The sequence below is a fragment of the Zobellella iuensis genome (assembly GCF_016746085.1).
Lineage (GTDB): Bacteria > Pseudomonadota > Gammaproteobacteria > Enterobacterales > Aeromonadaceae > Oceanimonas > Oceanimonas iuensis.
On record NZ_JAERTZ010000018.1, the window covers coordinates 53,542 to 70,195 of the forward strand.

Consider the following 16,654-nt stretch of genomic DNA (forward strand, 5'->3'; position numbering starts at 1 on the left):
GAATGTTACACCATTAAGCCATTGAACTCCCAGCGGTTGAGCCTAAATTTCTCGGGTTGGAAGCGCCCATCAGGTTATAGTGCCCTTTCCAGCGATGCCTGGACTTTCTGGGCCATGGAATGCACATTCTCCAGTTTGTCGCCGACCACGACCAGGCGGTTGTAGGTCATGGGTATCACCTCGCCGTGCAGGTTGGCGTCGGAAAACTCGCGGACGATCTGCAAGGCGCGTTCCATGGGGATCAGGAAGACGTGGACACGCTCGTGTTCGCCCTGGATCACCAGGTGTGCCGCCGGGCCACCGGCAAAGATGCAGTGATTGGCGTAGTAGATCTTGCCGATAGCGGCGATGTCCTTCAGCTTGGCGCCGTAGGGGCGCAGCTTGGCGTTGACCGTGGCCAGGGTCAGCTCTTCATCGACATAGCGGGTAAAAGGCATTTCCATCTGCACATGATGCATGGCCACCTTGGCCACCGAGGGGGGCAGGTTGCCGGATTCCGCGGACAGGTGCATAAAGCGGGTGGAAAATCCCAGGGCAAAGGCGACGGACGCGGCCACCGCCAGGTGACGCCAGCCCAGTCCTTCCTTGTTGTCCTGTTGACGCAGCAGGTGCGAGAGCATCAGTTTGTCGGGCAGTGCCGGAGGAACCGGTTCGTTCAATGCCCGCTCCAGCTTGCGGTTGAACTCTTTCAATTCATCCATGAATTGGCGGTTGCCGGCGTTGGCGGTAGAAGCGGATACAAATTCCGGGCTCTTGTCACAGGGATCGGCATAAGCCCGGCGGCGAAATTCCAGATCATCCATTGCATCGGCCTCGCGAACTCTTGTCCTGCTCCAATGCCTCTTTCAGCTGGTTGCGGGCGCGAAAGAGGCGGGTCATTACGGTATTCTTGTTCAAGTCCAGTATCTCGGCGATTTCTTCGCCACTGAAGCCGCCGATCACCTGCAGCAGCAGTGGTTCCCGGTATTCCTCGGCCAGTTCGGCGATATGCCGGCGCAGCCATTCGTTTTCCATGTCCTGTTCCAGTCCCAGGCTCTGCTTGTCGGCCACGGGAACGCTGTCCAGATCCACCAGCTCAAACTGCTTGCGTTCGAACCGGCGGGCGTTTTCCCGCCGCAGTATGGTAATCAGCCAGGCCTTGGCGGCTTTTTCGTCTTTCAGACTGTCGAGCGCCTTCCAGGCGCGCAGAAAGGTTTCCTGCACTAAATCTTCAGCCACTTGCCGATCATGGCATAGCCAGTAAGCATAGCGAAACAAATCGCCGTGCAAGGCATATACCAGCGCCTCATAACGCTTTTGTTTTATCATCATGCTGTTAGAGACCGCATCTGGCTTGGTCTTCTTTCGCCTGAACAGGGAAATCATCGTTCACCGTTAAGTCAAGGGTGGCTTCTATCAGTCTACTCACTCTTGGCAGCGCACGCGATAGGCGTTTGGTTCGACTCCCCATGGCGGTGCAGAAAATTTCAATCACCTGTTTAAAACTTGTAGGGGCATTGTTAAGATGGCGTGGAGGTCAGACCTCTTGCCAACAAGGAGCAGACATGACGCTGACTAACCCTTTAACCACCAGAACCGGCGATCGCATCGCCATCGTCTCCGGGCTGAGAACCCCCTTCGCCCGCCAGTCCACCGCCTATCGCGGCATACCGGCCCTGGATCTGGGCAGGATGGTGGTGGCCGAACTGCTGGCGCGCACGCCGATGGACGCCAGCGAAGTGCAGCAACTGGTGTTCGGCCAGGTGGTGCAGATGCCCAAGGCCCCCAATATCGCCAGGGAAATCGTGCTCGGCACCGAGTTGCCGGCCAGCACCGATGCCTACAGCGTGACCCGGGCCTGCGCCACCAGTTTCCAGGCGGTGTCCAATATCGCCGAGGCGATGATGGCGGGCCATATCCAGGTGGGCATCGCCGGTGGCGCCGATTCTTCCTCGGTGCTGCCGATAGGGGTATCCAGCCGGCTGGCCGATGCGCTGCTCGATCTGAGCAAGGCCAGGTCGTTTGGTGCCAAGCTCGCCATATTGCGCCGGCTGAGGATCAAGGATCTGGCGCCGGTGCCGCCGGCGGTGGCGGAATATTCCACCGGGCTGTCCATGGGGCAGACCGCCGAGCAGATGGCCAAGAGCCACGGCATCGACCGGTTGGCCCAGGACGAGCTGGCCCACCGCTCGCATCAGCTGGCGGCCCGGGCCTGGCAGCAGGGGCTGCTGGCCGACGAGGTGATGGCCGCCTATGTGCCGCCGTTCAAGGCGCCCTTCGAGCAGGACAACAACATCCGCACCGAGTCCAGCCTGGCCGATTATGCCAGGCTCAGGCCCGCCTTCGACAAGCGCCACGGCAGCGTGACCGCCGCCAACAGCACCCCGCTCACCGACGGTGCCGCCTGTGTGCTGATGATGACCGAAAGCCGGGCCCGGGAGCTGGGGTTGAAGCCGCTGGGTTACCTGCGCAGCTACGCCTACGCCGCTATCGACGTCCGGCAGGACATGCTGCTGGGGCCGAGCTACGCCACGCCCCTGGCGCTGGAAAGGGCCGGCTGTACCCTGGCGGACATGGAGCTTGTCGAGATGCACGAGGCCTTCGCCGCCCAGACTCTGGCCAACCTCAAGATGTTCGAGAGCAAGACTTTCGCCGAACGGCAGCTCAACCGCGGCCAGGCCATAGGCCAAGTGGATATGGCCAAATTCAACGTGCTCGGCGGCTCCCTGGCCTACGGCCATCCCTTCGCCGCCACCGGCGCGCGCATGATCACCCAAACCCTGAGAGAGCTTAACCGCCGCGGCGGCGGCCTGGCGCTGACCACCGCCTGCGCCGCCGGCGGCCTGGGCGCGGCCATGGTACTGGAGGCAGCACAATGAGCGACACTATGACCCAAACGACTTTCAGCCTGCGCAACGAAGAGGGTATCGGCATCATCACCATGGATGTGCCGGGCGAGCGCATGAACACCCTGCGGGCGAGCTTCGCCACAGAGATCCGTTCCCTGCTGGAGCAAATCCGGGCCGACGGTGCCATCAAGGGCCTGGTGCTCTGCTCCGGCAAGCCCGACTCCTTCGTGGCCGGGGCCGATGTCCATATGCTGGCCGCCTGCCAGAGCGCCGAGGAAGCCGAAGCCCTGGCCAGGGCCGGCCAGGACATGTTCAATGAGCTGGAAGCACTGGCGGTGCCGTTGATTGCCGCCATCCACGGCCCCTGCCTGGGAGGCGGCCTGGAGCTGGCCCTGGCCTGCCATGGTCGGGTGTGCAGCGACGACGACATCACCCGCCTGGGGCTGCCGGAAGTGCAGCTCGGCCTGCTGCCCGGCTCCGGCGGCACCCAGCGCCTGCCGAGGCTGGTGGGGCTGACCAGGGCGCTGGACATGATGCTCACCGGCAAACAGCTGCGGCCCAAACAGGCGTTGAAAGCGGGACTGGTGGACGACATGGTGCCCCCCAGCATACTGCTGGAAACGGCGATTGCCCTGGCCCGCAAGGGCAAGCCGAGCCACAAGCGCAAGCAGGACATCAAGACCCTGGCGCTGGAGGCCAACCCCTTCGGCCGCAAGCTGGTGTTCGACAAGGCGCTGAGCGCCCTGCGCCACAAGACCCGGGGCAACTACCCGGCGCCGGAAAAGTTGCTGGAGGTGGTGCGCACCGGCCTGGAAGACGGCATAAGCCAGGGCCTGGCGGCCGAAGCCAGGGCCTTCGGCGAGCTGGTGATGACGCCGGAATCGGCTTCCCTGCGCCACCTGTTCTTCGCCACCACCGAGATGAAGAAGGAAAAAACCTTCCAGGGCGCCGAGCCCATGGCGTTGAAGCGCATCGGCGTGCTGGGCGGCGGCCTGATGGGTGGCGGCATCGCCTTCGTCACCGCCACCAGGGCGGGGTTGCCGGTGCGCATCAAGGACATTGCCCATAACGGTATCAACCAGGCCATGGCCACCGCCCACCAGCTGCTGGCGCCCAAGGTCAAGAAGAAGCAGCTGCGCGCCACCGAGATGCAGCAACAGCTGGCGCGGATGACCGGCACCCTGGACTACCGCGGTTTCGACCGGGTCGACCTGGTGGTGGAAGCGGTGTTCGAGGATCTGGAGGTCAAGCGCAAGATGGTGGCGGAGGTGGAGGCCCATTGCCCGGCCCATGTCATCTTCGCCTCCAACACCTCCTCCCTGCCCATCCACCGCATCGCGGAAGGGGCGGCGCGCCCGGAGCGGGTGCTGGGCCTGCATTACTTCAGCCCGGTGGACAAGATGCCCCTGGCGGAAATCATCCCCCACGCCGGCACCGGCAATGAGACGGTGGCCACCGCCATCAAACTGGCCCGGGCCCAGGGCAAGACCCCCATAGTGGTGCGGGACAAGGCCGGCTTTTACGTCAACCGTATCCTGGCGCCCTACCTCAACGAAGCGGCACGGCTGCTGCTGGAAGGGGAACCCATAGAAGCCATCGACCGGGCCCTGGTGGACTACGGCTTCCCGGTGGGGCCCATCACCCTGCTGGACGAGGTGGGCATAGACGTGGCCGCCAAGATATCCCCCATCCTGGAGCAGGAGCTGGGCAGCCGCTTCAAGGCGCCCGAGGCCTTCGGCAAGCTGCTGGAGGACAAGCGCTACGGCAAGAAGAACGGCCGCGGCTTCTACCGGTTCGACAAGAAGGACAAGCCGGCGGACGAGAGCGTCTACAAGCTGCTCGGGCTCAAGCCCCAGGGCCGGCTGCCAGCCCGGGACATGGCCGAACGCTGCGTACTGCTGATGCTGAACGAGGCGGCCATGACCCTGGAGGAGGGCGTGGTGGCCTCGGCCCGGGACGGGGACATAGGCGCCATCTTCGGTATCGGCTTCCCGCCCTTCAGCGGCGGCCCCTTCTACTATATGCACCGGCAGGGCATCGGCGAGATCGTCGCCAGGATGGAGGAATACGCCCGTAAGTACGGCGAACGCTTCGCTCCTTGCGACTCCTTGCGCCGGCTGGCGGAAGAAGGACGCAGCTACTACTGACTAAAGCTTGAAGCTTGAAGCTTGAAGCTTGAAGCTTGAAGCTGGAAGAGTCATCCTTCCGGCTTCCGGCTTCCGGCTTCCGGCTTCCGGCTTCCGGCTTCCGGCTTCCGGCTTCCGGCTTCCGGCTTCCGGCTTTGTTTCCCGCCGCCTCTTGAAATCCCCGCATCCAACCCCATCTTTCTGGCTGTAGGTTAACCCAAGCAAGGAACTTATCATGTCAGAAGCCGTGCATACCGAAACTCATGGTTTTCAAACCGAAGTCAAACAACTGCTCAACCTGATGGCGCACAGCCTCTATTCCAACAAAGAGGTGTTCCTGCGCGAGCTGGTGTCCAACGCCGCCGACGCCGCCGACAAGCTGCGCTTCAAGGCCCTGTCTGACAGTGAACTCTATGAAAATGACGGCCACCTGCGGGTACGTCTGATCCTGGACAAGGATAACAAGACCCTGACCATCTCCGACAACGGCATCGGCATGAGCCGGGACGAGGTGATCGAGCACCTGGGCACCATCGCCAAGTCGGGCACCAAGGCCTTCTTCAGCCAGTTGTCCGGCGACCAGGCCAGGGATTCCCAGCTGATCGGCCAGTTCGGGGTGGGTTTCTATTCCGCCTTTATCGTGGCCGACAAGGTGACCGTGCTGAGCCGGGCCGCCGGCCAGGCCGCCGACCGCGGCGTGCGCTGGGAGTCCGACGGCGACGGCAGCTTCACCGTGGCCGACATCGAGAAAACCGGCCGTGGCACCGATGTGATCCTGCACTTGCGCGAGGAGGAGCAGGAGTTCCTCGACGACTGGCGCCTGCGCAGCATCATCGGCAAATATTCCGACCATATCAGCATCGCGGTGGAAATGTGGAAGGACGGCGAGCCCGAGCGGGAAGAAGACGGCGAAAAAATCCCTGCCACCGAGGGCGAGTGGGAGCAGGTGAACAAGGCCACCGCGCTCTGGACCCGCGCCAAGGGCGAGGTGAGCGACGAAGAATACCAGGAGTTCTACAAGCATATCTCCCACGACTGGCAGGACGCCCTGGCCTGGAGCCACAACAAGGTGGAAGGCAACCAGGAATACACCAGCCTGCTGTATGTGCCCGCCAAGGCGCCCTGGGACATGTGGAACCGGGATCAGAGCCACGGCCTCAAGCTGTATGTGCAGCGGGTGTTCATCATGGATGACGCTGAACAGTTTATGCCAACATACCTGAGGTTCGTCAAAGGGGTGCTCGACTCCAACGATCTGCCGCTCAACGTCTCCCGCGAAATCCTGCAGGACAACAAGGTGACGGCGCAACTGCGCAAGGCCTGCAGCAAGCGGGTACTGTCCCTGCTGGAGCAGATGGCCAGGAACGAGCCGGAAAAATACCAGGGCTTCTGGAAGGAATTCGGCAACGTGCTGAAGGAAGGTCCGGCCGAGGATTACGGCAACCGCGAGCAGATCGCCGGCTTGTTGCGCTTCGCCAGCACCCATAACGACGCCGACGCCCAGAGCGTGTCGCTCGACGATTACCTCGGGCGGATGAAGGAAGGCCAGGACAAGATCTACTACATCACCGCCGACAGTTATGCCGCTGCCAGCCACAGCCCGCACCTGGAAATCTTCCGCAAGAAGGGCATCGAGGTGCTGCTGATGTGGGAGCGGGTGGACGAGTGGCTGATGAACCACCTCAGCGACTATAAAGAGAAGCAGTTCGTATCCGTGACCAAGGGCGAGCTGGATCTGGGCGAGCTGGACGACGAAGAGACCAAGAAGGCCCAGGAAGCAGCCAAGGAAGCCCTGGCGCCGCTGCTGGAGCGGGTGAAGACCGCCCTGGGTGAGGAGGTGAAGGAAGTGCGCCTGAGCCATCGCCTGACCAGCACCCCGTCCTGCGTGGTGGCCGGCGAGCACGACATGAGCACCCAGATGATCAAGCTGATGCGCGCCGCCGGCCAGCCGGTGCCGGAGCAGAAGTACATACTGGAGCTCAACCCGGATCATGTGCTGGTGAAAAAACTGGAGAGCCTGGCCGAAGGCGAGCAGTTCACCGAATGGTCGCACCTGCTGCTGGAGCAGGCGCAACTGGCCGAACAGGGCGGCCTGAAAGATCCCGCCGCCTTCGTGGCCCGGGTCAACCGCCTGCTGCTGGGCTAAGCACAAAACCGCCCCGACGCACCGGGGCGGTTTCAGCCGGGTGACAAAACCCGGCACCTGCTTGTCGCCAGATATTTCCTTAGAGATATCTGAAGGTTTGTCAGCCGTCTGCAACGCCCTGCCTTCGCAGGGCGTTGCTTTTTCAGGGGGCTGGCGGCCGTTGATGGTAGGGTTCGACATGCGAGCCCTGGAACAGCTCCCGGCCGGCGATAATGGTCCTTTCCACCGCCAGGTCCCGCAGCCGCAGCGGATCGACGCTCAGGGGGTCTTCGGCCAGCACCACCAGATCCGCCACCTTGCCCGCCTCGATGCTGCCGCGCTCCTGTTCATCGAAGGTCAGGTAGGCGGGTCCCCGGGTGTAGGCCCGAATCGCCTCTTCCACGGAAATCGCCTCCTCGGCACCATACACCTTGCCATCATGGCCGAGACGGTTCACCGCCGCCCAGATCCCGAGCAGGGGACCATGCGGCAGGCCGTCCGAGCCGTAGGCGATGCGGATGCCGTGCTCCAGCAGCGAACGCTGCGGGTTCTGCCGTTCCAGCCGGTTGCCGCTCACCGCGGCCAGCATAAAGGCGTTGTTGTAATAGGTATAGTTGGGCTGGGTGTCGACGATCAGCTCCAGTGCGGCGATCTTGGCGAGGGTTTCTTCCGGCGGCCTGATGGTCAGGTGATGCAGATGGTGGCGGTGATCCTGCCGGGGTCGCTCATGCAGCACCCGCTCCAGCACCTCGACCGCCTCGACCACGGCGGCATCCCCTATGGTGTGGATGCCGAGCTGCCAGCCCAGTTCATGGGCCCGGCTGGCCACCCGGTACAGGCTGTCCTTGGGGATCACCGTCACGCCGTCGAAATCGCCCTTCCGGTTGTCCCAGGGACCGCGCTCCTTGAAACGCTCCTGGCCGTCATAGGGTTTGAGGGTCCTGAAGTCCGGTACGGCGATGGCGCCATCCATGCTCATCTTGATGGCACCGAGTTTCAGCCGGTCATCGCCGATACCGGTACGAAAACCGAGGCCTTCCAGCTCGGCGAGGCTGGTGTCGACATCGTCGTAGCCGGGAAACAGGAAAATCTGCAGGGTGGCTCGGGGCAACTCGTCGCCCCAGCGCTGGTAGACATCCTGGATCAGGCGCAACTCGTTCGGGCGTACGCCGGCGATATTGACGCTGGTGACCCCCATGGGCAGGAATTTTGCCAACTGGGCGCGCAGGTTGTCCCGGGCGCTGTCGTCACTCAGCGCCGGGTTGGGGATGACCCGGGTGGCGTAGCGGCGCGCGCCCATGGTCAGCACGCCCTGCGGCTCGCCCTGCTCGTCGCGCACGATAAGCCCATCCTTGGGCTCCGGCGTGTCCCTGCTCAAGCCGGCCAGCTCGATGGCCCTGGAGTTGAGGGTCAGCTTGAGCACGCCGCAGGCCAGCATCACCGGGTGGTCGGGCACGATGGCGTCCAGCTCCCGGCGGTCGGGCATCTGCAGATGGCAATGGGGGCGGTTCATCATCCCGACCAGCCAGTCGCCGGCCGGCACCGTGGCGGCCTGCTGAGCCAGTATCTCTGTTAATTGCTCCGGGGTGGGGACATTGAAGGTGGCGCCGAAGGGGCGGGGGCCTGTGCCCACGTGAATATGGCCGTCATAGAAGCCGGGCAGCAGGGACTTGCCCTGCAGGTCGATCTGCCGGGTGTCATCACCGGCCAGTTCCCGCAGCTGATCATAGCGGCCGACCGCCATGATGCGCCCGTCCTTGATGGCCACGGCCTCGGCGATATCGAAGTTATCGTTCACTGTTACCACCCGGGCATTGTGGTATAGCGTGTCGGCCATTCCCTCGGGAGTGCTGGCACCGGCGCTGAATATCGCCATAGGGGCGAAAGCCAGTAAGACCCGAGCGGCCTTGCACATTATGTTGTCCATTGTCTTTCCTCATCACATCCATTGGGATGATATTTGCCTGCACCATGCCAAGGCATTCCTGAGCTGATGGTGACCGTTATGCTAGCTATGGTAATAAATATTGCTAGCAATTATCATCTCAATGGATCCGAGGCCGGGTGGTTAGAGCCAGTGGCTGCACCCTGGTGGAACCAGCCATGGTGGTTCACAGCCAGGATTGTATCTCCAGCAGGGTCAGCCGACCCCGGGAGCTGAAGGCGCCGGTGTCGATAAACAGGGTATTGCCGAGGCGGGTGATGGCGGGGACTATGGTGTGTCCGACCAGAACCAGGTCGATATGGGCGATGGGGCTTCGGTCGCGGCGGGTTATGCGCTCCCGTGCCCACAACAGCTGGGCGAGCCGTGCTTCCGACAGGGGATGCTGCAGGCTGTGCCAGTCGTGAGCCGGCACCTCTGCATGCACCAGGCCCACTCGTTTGCCGCCAACATCCACTTCGATGGCATAGGGCATGCGGGCAAGCGCGGCGCGGGCACAGGCTTCCACGTCGGCCTGGTCGTGTTCTAGCATCCACTGGCCGCCGTTCATATACCATAACGGCAGGGCGAGGGGACTGGCGCGATCGAAGGCATTGAGCATCATCTGTTCGTGATTGCCTCGTATTGCAAAAAACCAGGGTTCGAACACCAACTGCAGGCAACCGAGCGAGTCGGGGCCCCGGTCAATCAGGTCACCGACGCTGAACAGGCGATCACATCCGGTATCGAAGCCGGCCTCGGCCAGCCGGGTGACGAGTTGTTCACGGCAACCGTGCAGATCGCCAATGGCAAAGTCACGGCCCCGAGCATTGCGGGTAAAGGTCTGGAGCTGCACTGCTGTGCTCCTTGGCTGAATGCGCAGAAATCATGCCCTGTTTTCAGTATCGGTATCTTTTGTTGTTTCGTCCCTTGAGCGGGTGCTCGATATGGTTTGGCCTCCTTTGAAGACGCAGTGTTGTCGCCAATATCATCAATAGGTCTAACACCCTCTTGCTCTCCCTTGTCCCCATGCCGGTGTCATGCCACAATCATGCCCCAAATTACGAATGACTAATCAAAAAGAGGACGCTGTTATGCGCATCGTTTTGCTGGGTGCTCCGGGCGCGGGTAAGGGAACGCAGGCTCAATTCATCATGGAGAAGTTCGGCATTCCGCAAATCTCCACCGGTGACATGCTGCGAGCCGCTATCAAGGCCGGTACCCCGCTGGGGCTGAAAGCCAAGGAAGTCATGGATCAAGGACAACTGGTCTCCGACGACATCATCATCGGTCTGGTTAAAGAACGCATCAGCCAAGACGACTGTGCCAAGGGCTTCCTGCTCGATGGCTTTCCGCGCACCATTCCTCAGGCCGATGCCATGAAGGAAGCCGGCGTGCCCGTCGACTATGTGCTGGAGTTTGCCGTGCCGGACGAGGAAATCGTCAAGCGCATGAGTGGCCGCCGGGTACACCCGGGCTCTGGCCGGGTGTACCACCTGGTCTACAATCCGCCCAAGGTGGAAGGCAAGGACGACGTGACCGGTGAAGAGCTGGTGATCCGTGCGGACGACGAAGAGAGCACGGTGCGCAAGCGCCTGGCGGTGTACCACGAGCAAACCGCGCCGCTGATCGACTATTACAAGCAAGAAGCTGCTGCCGGTCACACCCGTCATTATAAAGTGGACGGGACACAATCGGTTGAGCAAGTCAGCCGCGAACTGACCGATATTCTGTCCTAATTCCATTGTGTTTGGCCGGGAGCCCGCGGCTCCCGGCCTTTTTCTTCAGGATATGGTAACAAGGTGAAAACAGGCGTTTTACTGGTTAACCTGGGTACCCCCACCGCCCCTACCGCCAAAGCGGTCAAGACCTTCCTCAGTCAATTCCTGCACGACCACCGGGTGGTTGATGTGCCCAGGGCGTTGTGGTGCCCCTTGCTGCACGGCATTATTCTGCCTTTTCGCTCGCCCAAGGTGGCCAGGCTGTATCAGTCCATCTGGTGGCCGGAAGGGTCTCCGCTGATGGTGGTGAGCCGCCGCCAGCAAATGGCGTTGAGCGAGGCACTGAAGGCGGCGGGTATCGATATGCCGGTGGCACTGGGCATGAGCTATGGTGAACCGTCCATGGCTTCCGCCTGGCAGGCGCTGAAAGCCGCCGGGGTGGACCGGGTGGTCCTGTTGCCCCTGTACCCCCAATATTCGGTCAGCACCACGGCTTCCGTGTTCGACAGCTGGGCCCGGCTGATGAAAAAAGAGCGCCTGGTGCCGGCGTTTCGCTTTATTCATGATTATCACGACCACCGGAGCTATATCCAGGCCCTGGCCGAGTCGGTGCGGGCGCAGTGGGATGCGCACGGCCGGGGAGACATGCTGCTGCTGTCTTACCACGGTATTCCTAAACGGTACGAGGATGAAGGGGATCCCTACGGCCAGCAATGCCATCGTACTTCCGAACTGGTGGCGGCGGAGCTGGGGCTGGAGCGCCATCAGTGGCGAACCACCTTTCAGTCCCGCTTTGGCCGTGAACCCTGGTTGCAGCCCTACACCGACGACACCATGGCAGCGCTGCCGGGGGAAGGCATCAAGCGCCTGGATGTGATCTGCCCCGCCTTTTCCGCCGACTGCCTCGAAACCCTGGAAGAGATCGCCGAGCAAAACCAGGCGCTGTTTATGGCCGCCGGCGGCGAGGCCTATCACTATATTCCCGCCCTCAATGACCATCCCGCCCATATCCGTATGATGATGGATCTGGTTTGCCGGGAGCTGGTGTAGTCCCCTGGAGTGGCCCTGCCTTAGTGGCCCGCCTTGGCGGTCCCACCCTAATGCAGCAGGGCCGCCTCTCTGCTGGCTGCAATCAGGAACACCTTGTTCCGGTGGCGCTGTGCCGCCAGCTCCAGCAGCCGCTGCTGTTCCGCCGCGGGCCTGCATTGCCAGCATACCACCGCGGCTATCCCTTTATGGCTGATGGCCCGCTGCACCAGATTGAACAGGTTGGCACCTACCTTGCCCATGTCTACCACATGGGCCGGCGCCACGCCCATTGCCGCCAGCGCGTGGCGTGAGAGGGGCGCGGGGGTATTGATCGTCAGGATCCAGCCACACCGGCGCTGGCTGATGGCGGCCAGTTCAGCCAGCAGGCGGCGTTGCCGGGCGGCACTCCAGTCATCGATGCGCTCAATCAAGCCGGGGGCGGCCACAGTATGAGTAACAGCCGTGCCATGCCACTGCCCGGGTAGAGAAGGGAGCTCGGGGTTGCGAGTTAACAAGATGGTCGCCATATGCATTCCTTCCTTGTTGGTCTTTACTGTTCATATATACAGTATTGTCCAACCGGGTCCCGGGTCAAGAAGAATACTGTTTAAATTTACAGTATTCCGAGCGGTGAGGATTCAGGCTTCAGGCTATACTGAGCTGAAACGCCGACTCGGGAGCTGGGGATGAACAAAGCACAACTGGAGCACATGGACAATCATATGCTGCTCAGCATCATCAATGAGAAATTGCGGCTGGAGTGCGACAGCCTGGATGCCCTGCTGGCACTGTATGAGCTGGATGGGGGGCATTTGCGCGCCCGCATGTCCCAGATTGGTTACCATTACGATGCGGGCAGCAATCAGTTCAAGGCCCACTCTTGATCACGGTGGGCGAGGCTTGAGATAGTAGCCGGTTTGTTGCACTCAAGGATTTGATATGGACGCCCATTTCTGGCATCAGCGCTGGCAGTCATCCCGCATCGGTTTTCACCAGCAGCGGGTCAACGAGCATCTCAGCCGCTTCTGGCGGCAACTCGGGGTAGCCGAGCGCACCGAGGTACTGGTACCGCTGTGCGGAAAAAGCCGGGACATGCACTGGCTGGTGGAGCAAGGCCATAATATTGCCGGCTTCGAGCTTTCCCCCCTGGCGATCCGGGACTTTTTCAGCGAGGCGGGAGTCATCCCGCAACGGCAGGAACTCGAGCATTATTGCCGCTGGCAGGCTCCGGGTTTCAGCCTGTATGAAGGCGATTTCTTCCAGGCCGACACCCTGGGCCTGCGTTTTGATGCCGCTTACGATCGGGCGGCGCTGATCGCCTTGCCCGCACCCGTCAGGCCAGGTTACGCGCGCCTGCTGGCCCGTTTGCTGAATCCGGGAGCCACCATGCTGCTGGTCACCCTGGACTATGCCCCGATACAGCATGAATCTCCCCCTTTTTCGGTGAATGAGGCGGAAGTCAAGCGCCTGTTTGGCGCCGACTTCGAGGTGGTTTTCCTCGGCGGCATAGAGGAGGGGAGCGCCAACCCCCGGGTAGCCAGCGGGGAGTGCGAGTTTTTCAATGAACTGTGTTTTTCTCTGCGGAGAAGGTAGTTTTTCTTTTTCCGCATGCAACCCACACCGGTGTTCGACAAGGCTGCTTTTGCAGCCTTTCTTGTTTTGTGCGCGGGATCTGTTTGCATGGCGGTACAAAATCTTTATACTCCTTCCCTGAAATTAACAAGTCAGAACAAAAATCTAACAATATTTGTTTTTGTGGGGTTATGTTTTGATTATGTCTTTTGATTAAATATATTTGGCTATAAAATAAGTATTCAGAGAGCTTTCCTGTTAGCGGTAACTTATGCATTTTTTAGTTGCTTTTATTCTGGGTGGCTGGGCTGGGCTGCATAAAAGTGCGGTTTTTACCCTTTTTTAGCCGAGTTGGGTGCTGTTGCCCGATAAGGAAGGAGTAATCATGGAAAAGACGTTGACGGCGCAGGCTGCGGTAAGCAAGCGGAACCTGCTGATGTTCTTGCTGCCCTCGCTCGCGGGCATACTGCTGTTTATGACTCCGGTCAGCTATAACGGCGACCTCACCATTATGATTGCGGTGCTGGCCAAGGGCCTGCAGGCGTTGCTGGCCGACTGGCTGACGGCCATAGTGACCGGCCTTATCGCCCTCTCGGCGCTGCTGTCGCTGCTGACCAGCCTGTTCAAGCCGGCCTTTGTGACCCGCAGCCTGTTCCTGAACACCCTGTTCAACGTGCGTCCGGTATGGCTGTTCAGCCGGCTGCTGGGTGCGGCCTTCGTGCTGATGGTCTTTACCCAGTCCGGCCCCGAGCTGCTCTACAGTGGCGACACCGGTGGCCTGGTCTTGAACGACCTGCTGCCGGTGCTGTTCGCGGTGTTTATTTTCGCGGGCCTGCTGCTGCCGCTGTTGCTGGACTTCGGTCTGCTGGAGTTTGTCGGTACCCTGCTCACCGGCCTGATGCGGCCGGTGTTCCGCCTGCCCGGCCGGTCGGCGGTGGATTGCATGGCCTCCTGGCTGGGAGACGGCAGCGTGGGTATCCTGCTGACCAGCAAGCAGTATGAAGGCCATCACTATACCCAGCGGGAAGCGGCGGTGATCGGCACCACCTTCTCCGCAGTGTCCATCACCTTCAGCCTGGTGGTGCTGGCCCAGGTGAAGCTGGAGCATATGTTTCTGTCGTTTTATCTGGCGGTGTGCCTGGCCGGCATAGTGGCGGCCATAGTGGTGCCGCGGTTGCCGCCGCTGTGCTGGAAAAAAGACACCTTTATCAATGGCGAGCCCCGGCCGGCCAACGATGAGAGCACCCCGGCCGGCTATTCCCGCCTGAGCCACGGCTACGCCCTGGCGCTGGCCCGGGCCGGCAAGGTCAAGAGCATGGGCCAGGTGGCCCGCACCGGGGTGCATAACGCCTTGGACATGCTGTTCGGCGTACTGCCGGTGGTGATGGCGTTCGGTACCCTGGCGCTGGTGATCGCCGAAACCACGCCGCTGTTCACCTGGCTGGGCCTGCCCTTCGTGCCGCTGCTGGAACTGCTGCAGATCCCGGAGGCCGCCGCCGCTTCCGCGACCATAGTGGTGGGCTTTGCCGACATGTTTATTCCGGCCATCCTCGCCACCTCCATCGAAAGCGACATGACCCGCTTCGTGATCGCCGCCCTGTCGGTGACCCAGCTTATCTACATGTCGGAAGTGGGCGCCCTGCTGCTGGGCAGCAAGATCCCGGTCAATATCGTCGAGCTGTTCGTGATCTTCCTGCTGCGGACCCTGGTGACCCTGCCGGTGATCGCCCTGGTCGCCCACCTGGTGTTTTAATCCCTCCCTCATCCCCTATACTGTGGCCAGATATTCACGGTATAGGGGAACCTCATGTATCAGTCTGTACTGGATTTCTGGTTTGAAGAGCTGTCTCCCGAGCGGTGGTGGCTCAAGGATCCGTCCCTGGACGAGGTGATTCGCCAACGCTTCGGCCGGCTGCACGCCCAGGCCTGCCTGGGCGAGCTGTTTGAATGGCGTACCCGGGCCCGGGGACGACTGGCGGAAGTTATCGTGCTCGATCAGTTCTCCCGCAACATTTACCGGGACAAGCCCCAGGCCTTCGCCGCCGATGGCATGGCCCTGGCGCTGGCCCAGGAGGCCATCAGCAGCGGTGCCGAAAAGGGCTTGAACCCGCAGCAGCGGCTGTTTCTGTACATGCCCTTTATGCACAGCGAGTCGCTCAAGGTGCACAATGTGGCGCTGGCGCTGTTCGAGAAGAACGGTCTGGCGGACAACCTGGACTACGAGGTGCGCCACCGGGACATCATCGCCCGTTTCGGGCGTTATCCCCATCGCAACGCCCTGCTGGGGCGGGAGTCCACAGAGGAAGAACAACGCTTCCTGCAACAGCCGGGATCGAGCTTCTGACCCAACGAAAAAGGCACCCTCGGGTGCCTGTGCAGACGGCTGACAACGCGTTGTCATGTGCTGTAGTCACTCCCGCGAAGGCGGGAGTCCAGTGCCATATGTCATGGATCTCCGCCTGCGCGGAGATGACCAGGGGTAAGAAGACGGAGATGACCAGGGTTAAACAGCTGCGACAAAGGGAAATGTCTGGCCAAAAAGCAGGCAGTGGACTTTGCCGTCAAGCTGTTTTCTACGCAAGATCCTGCCGGTTACTGCTGCTGGATAGCCCAGATCTGGAAGGCGCGGCGGGTATCCTGGTCGGCGGCGTTCCACCAGTGTTGCAGCATTTCCAGGGCATCCGCATCGACGGCGGCATCGCCGAACTTCGCCTGGGCGGCGGCCACGGCGGCATTGGTACGGCCGCTGAAGGCCTGGCCCTGCTCCTGCAGGTAGTTCTGGATACCGCGGCCGAGATCCAGCCCCGCCGGGATGGGGATGGTGAAAATGTCGGCATCCATCACCCGGCCGCTGGCCTTGTCGAGCACCCGTACCCGGGTTTCCTGCTCGCGTAAAAACTGGGTTGCTTGCTGATAGTTGGCGGGGGCGCTGTAGTCCAGGCTCAGCTGGGCGTCGGCGGGCACTTCCAGGGTGATGATCACCGGCTGGCCACTCAGTACACGCGCGTCGGAACGGGTGGAGAAATCCTTGCTGTAGGCCACGGCCAGCTGATGCTTGCCTTCGCCCAGGGTGACGTTATATACCGACTGGGTGATGCTGTTGGTGGTTTTTTCACCGTTCACCAGGTGGATCTGGTAAGGCTCTTGGACTTCGAAGGTGGCCGCGCTGGCACCGAAAGACAGGCCGGCAACAACCAGGGTGGCGAGGGTTGAACGCATTTTCATCAGGGGCTCCTGAGCCATTGTGATGCCCGTAACGGGCTGCTAAGTAATTGAACCAAATACCCACTAAACCGCGCGATTGTGGCAATTAATGGGCTGGCGCGCAATGG

Annotated in this window: 15 protein-coding genes; 9 read left to right on the top strand and 6 right to left on the bottom strand. The window is 61.5% G+C overall.

Going from position 1 to position 16,654, the window contains the following annotated elements:
- Positions 1-74 precede the first annotated feature (74 nt).
- A complete protein-coding gene (locus tag JKV55_RS07085; protein ID WP_202083634.1) occupies positions 75-803 on the bottom strand; it encodes a DUF3379 family protein in 729 nt (242 codons plus the stop codon).
- Entirely contained in the window at positions 796-1,365 is a 570-nt protein-coding gene (locus JKV55_RS07090) for a sigma-70 family RNA polymerase sigma factor (protein ID WP_202083635.1), read from the bottom strand. The genes JKV55_RS07085 and JKV55_RS07090 overlap by 8 nt, the downstream gene beginning before the upstream one ends.
- A gap of 179 nt (positions 1,366-1,544) precedes the next feature.
- On the opposite strand from JKV55_RS07090, the gene fadI reads away from it, so the two are divergent.
- The 3 genes from fadI (at position 1,545) to htpG (ending at position 7,100) form a co-directional block, all read left to right on the top strand.
- Positions 1,545-2,858, top strand: coding sequence for an acetyl-CoA C-acyltransferase FadI (gene fadI, locus JKV55_RS07095; protein ID WP_202083636.1), 1,314 nt, complete (start codon positions 1,545-1,547; stop codon positions 2,856-2,858).
- A gap of 8 nt (positions 2,859-2,866) precedes the next feature.
- On the top strand, positions 2,867-4,975 hold the full coding sequence (gene fadJ / locus JKV55_RS07100) for a fatty acid oxidation complex subunit alpha FadJ (RefSeq protein ID WP_202083637.1): 2,109 nt from the start codon (positions 2,867-2,869) through the stop codon (positions 4,973-4,975).
- 214 nt (positions 4,976-5,189) lie between these two features.
- Positions 5,190-7,100 carry a molecular chaperone HtpG gene (htpG, locus tag JKV55_RS07105; protein ID WP_202083638.1) on the top strand — a complete coding sequence of 637 codons (1,911 nt, stop codon included), beginning with the start codon at positions 5,190-5,192 and terminating at the stop codon, positions 7,098-7,100.
- Between the two features lie 142 nt (positions 7,101-7,242).
- Here htpG and JKV55_RS07110 read toward each other — a convergent pair whose 3' ends face one another.
- Together JKV55_RS07110 and JKV55_RS07115 are read right to left on the bottom strand one after the other, a co-directional pair.
- Positions 7,243-8,955, bottom strand: a complete 1,713-nt coding sequence (locus tag JKV55_RS07110; RefSeq protein ID WP_202083639.1) for an amidohydrolase — start codon at positions 8,953-8,955, stop codon at positions 7,243-7,245.
- Positions 8,956-9,190: 235 nt separating this feature from the next.
- Positions 9,191-9,856 carry a metallophosphoesterase gene (locus JKV55_RS07115; protein ID WP_202083640.1) on the bottom strand — a complete coding sequence of 222 codons (666 nt, stop codon included), beginning with the start codon at positions 9,854-9,856 and terminating at the stop codon, positions 9,191-9,193.
- 238 nt (positions 9,857-10,094) lie between these two features.
- On the opposite strand from JKV55_RS07115, the gene adk reads away from it, so the two are divergent.
- Together adk and hemH are read left to right on the top strand one after the other, a co-directional pair.
- Positions 10,095-10,739 (top strand): adenylate kinase, encoded by a 645-nt coding sequence (adk, locus tag JKV55_RS07120; RefSeq protein WP_202083642.1) that lies wholly within the window; start codon positions 10,095-10,097, stop codon positions 10,737-10,739.
- Between the two features lie 63 nt (positions 10,740-10,802).
- On the top strand, positions 10,803-11,771 hold the full coding sequence (hemH, locus tag JKV55_RS07125; protein WP_202083644.1) for a ferrochelatase: 969 nt from the start codon (positions 10,803-10,805) through the stop codon (positions 11,769-11,771).
- Positions 11,772-11,818: 47 nt separating this feature from the next.
- On the opposite strand, the gene JKV55_RS07130 is transcribed toward hemH, so the two are convergent.
- The gene (locus tag JKV55_RS07130; protein ID WP_202083646.1) at positions 11,819-12,277 is read right to left on the bottom strand and encodes a hypothetical protein; all 459 of its coding nucleotides are present in this window, start codon (positions 12,275-12,277) and stop codon (positions 11,819-11,821) included.
- A gap of 159 nt (positions 12,278-12,436) precedes the next feature.
- On the opposite strand from JKV55_RS07130, the gene JKV55_RS07135 reads away from it, so the two are divergent.
- The 4 genes from JKV55_RS07135 (at position 12,437) to JKV55_RS07150 (ending at position 15,666) form a co-directional block, all read left to right on the top strand.
- The gene (locus JKV55_RS07135; RefSeq protein WP_202083648.1) at positions 12,437-12,634 is read left to right on the top strand and encodes a DUF4250 domain-containing protein; all 198 of its coding nucleotides are present in this window, start codon (positions 12,437-12,439) and stop codon (positions 12,632-12,634) included.
- Positions 12,635-12,689: 55 nt separating this feature from the next.
- Positions 12,690-13,343 carry a thiopurine S-methyltransferase gene (locus JKV55_RS07140; RefSeq protein WP_202083649.1) on the top strand — a complete coding sequence of 218 codons (654 nt, stop codon included), beginning with the start codon at positions 12,690-12,692 and terminating at the stop codon, positions 13,341-13,343.
- 361 nt (positions 13,344-13,704) lie between these two features.
- Positions 13,705-15,075: a YjiH family protein gene (locus tag JKV55_RS07145; RefSeq protein ID WP_202084244.1), complete on the top strand. Its 1,371-nt coding sequence runs from the start codon at positions 13,705-13,707 to the stop codon at positions 15,073-15,075.
- 54 nt (positions 15,076-15,129) lie between these two features.
- On the top strand, positions 15,130-15,666 hold the full coding sequence (locus JKV55_RS07150; RefSeq protein ID WP_202083651.1) for a DUF924 family protein: 537 nt from the start codon (positions 15,130-15,132) through the stop codon (positions 15,664-15,666).
- A gap of 248 nt (positions 15,667-15,914) precedes the next feature.
- Here the strand turns inward: JKV55_RS07150 and JKV55_RS07155 are convergent, their stop codons facing one another.
- The gene (locus JKV55_RS07155) at positions 15,915-16,547 is read right to left on the bottom strand and encodes a YccT family protein (RefSeq protein WP_202083653.1); all 633 of its coding nucleotides are present in this window, start codon (positions 16,545-16,547) and stop codon (positions 15,915-15,917) included.
- Positions 16,548-16,654: the final 107 nt, after the last annotated feature.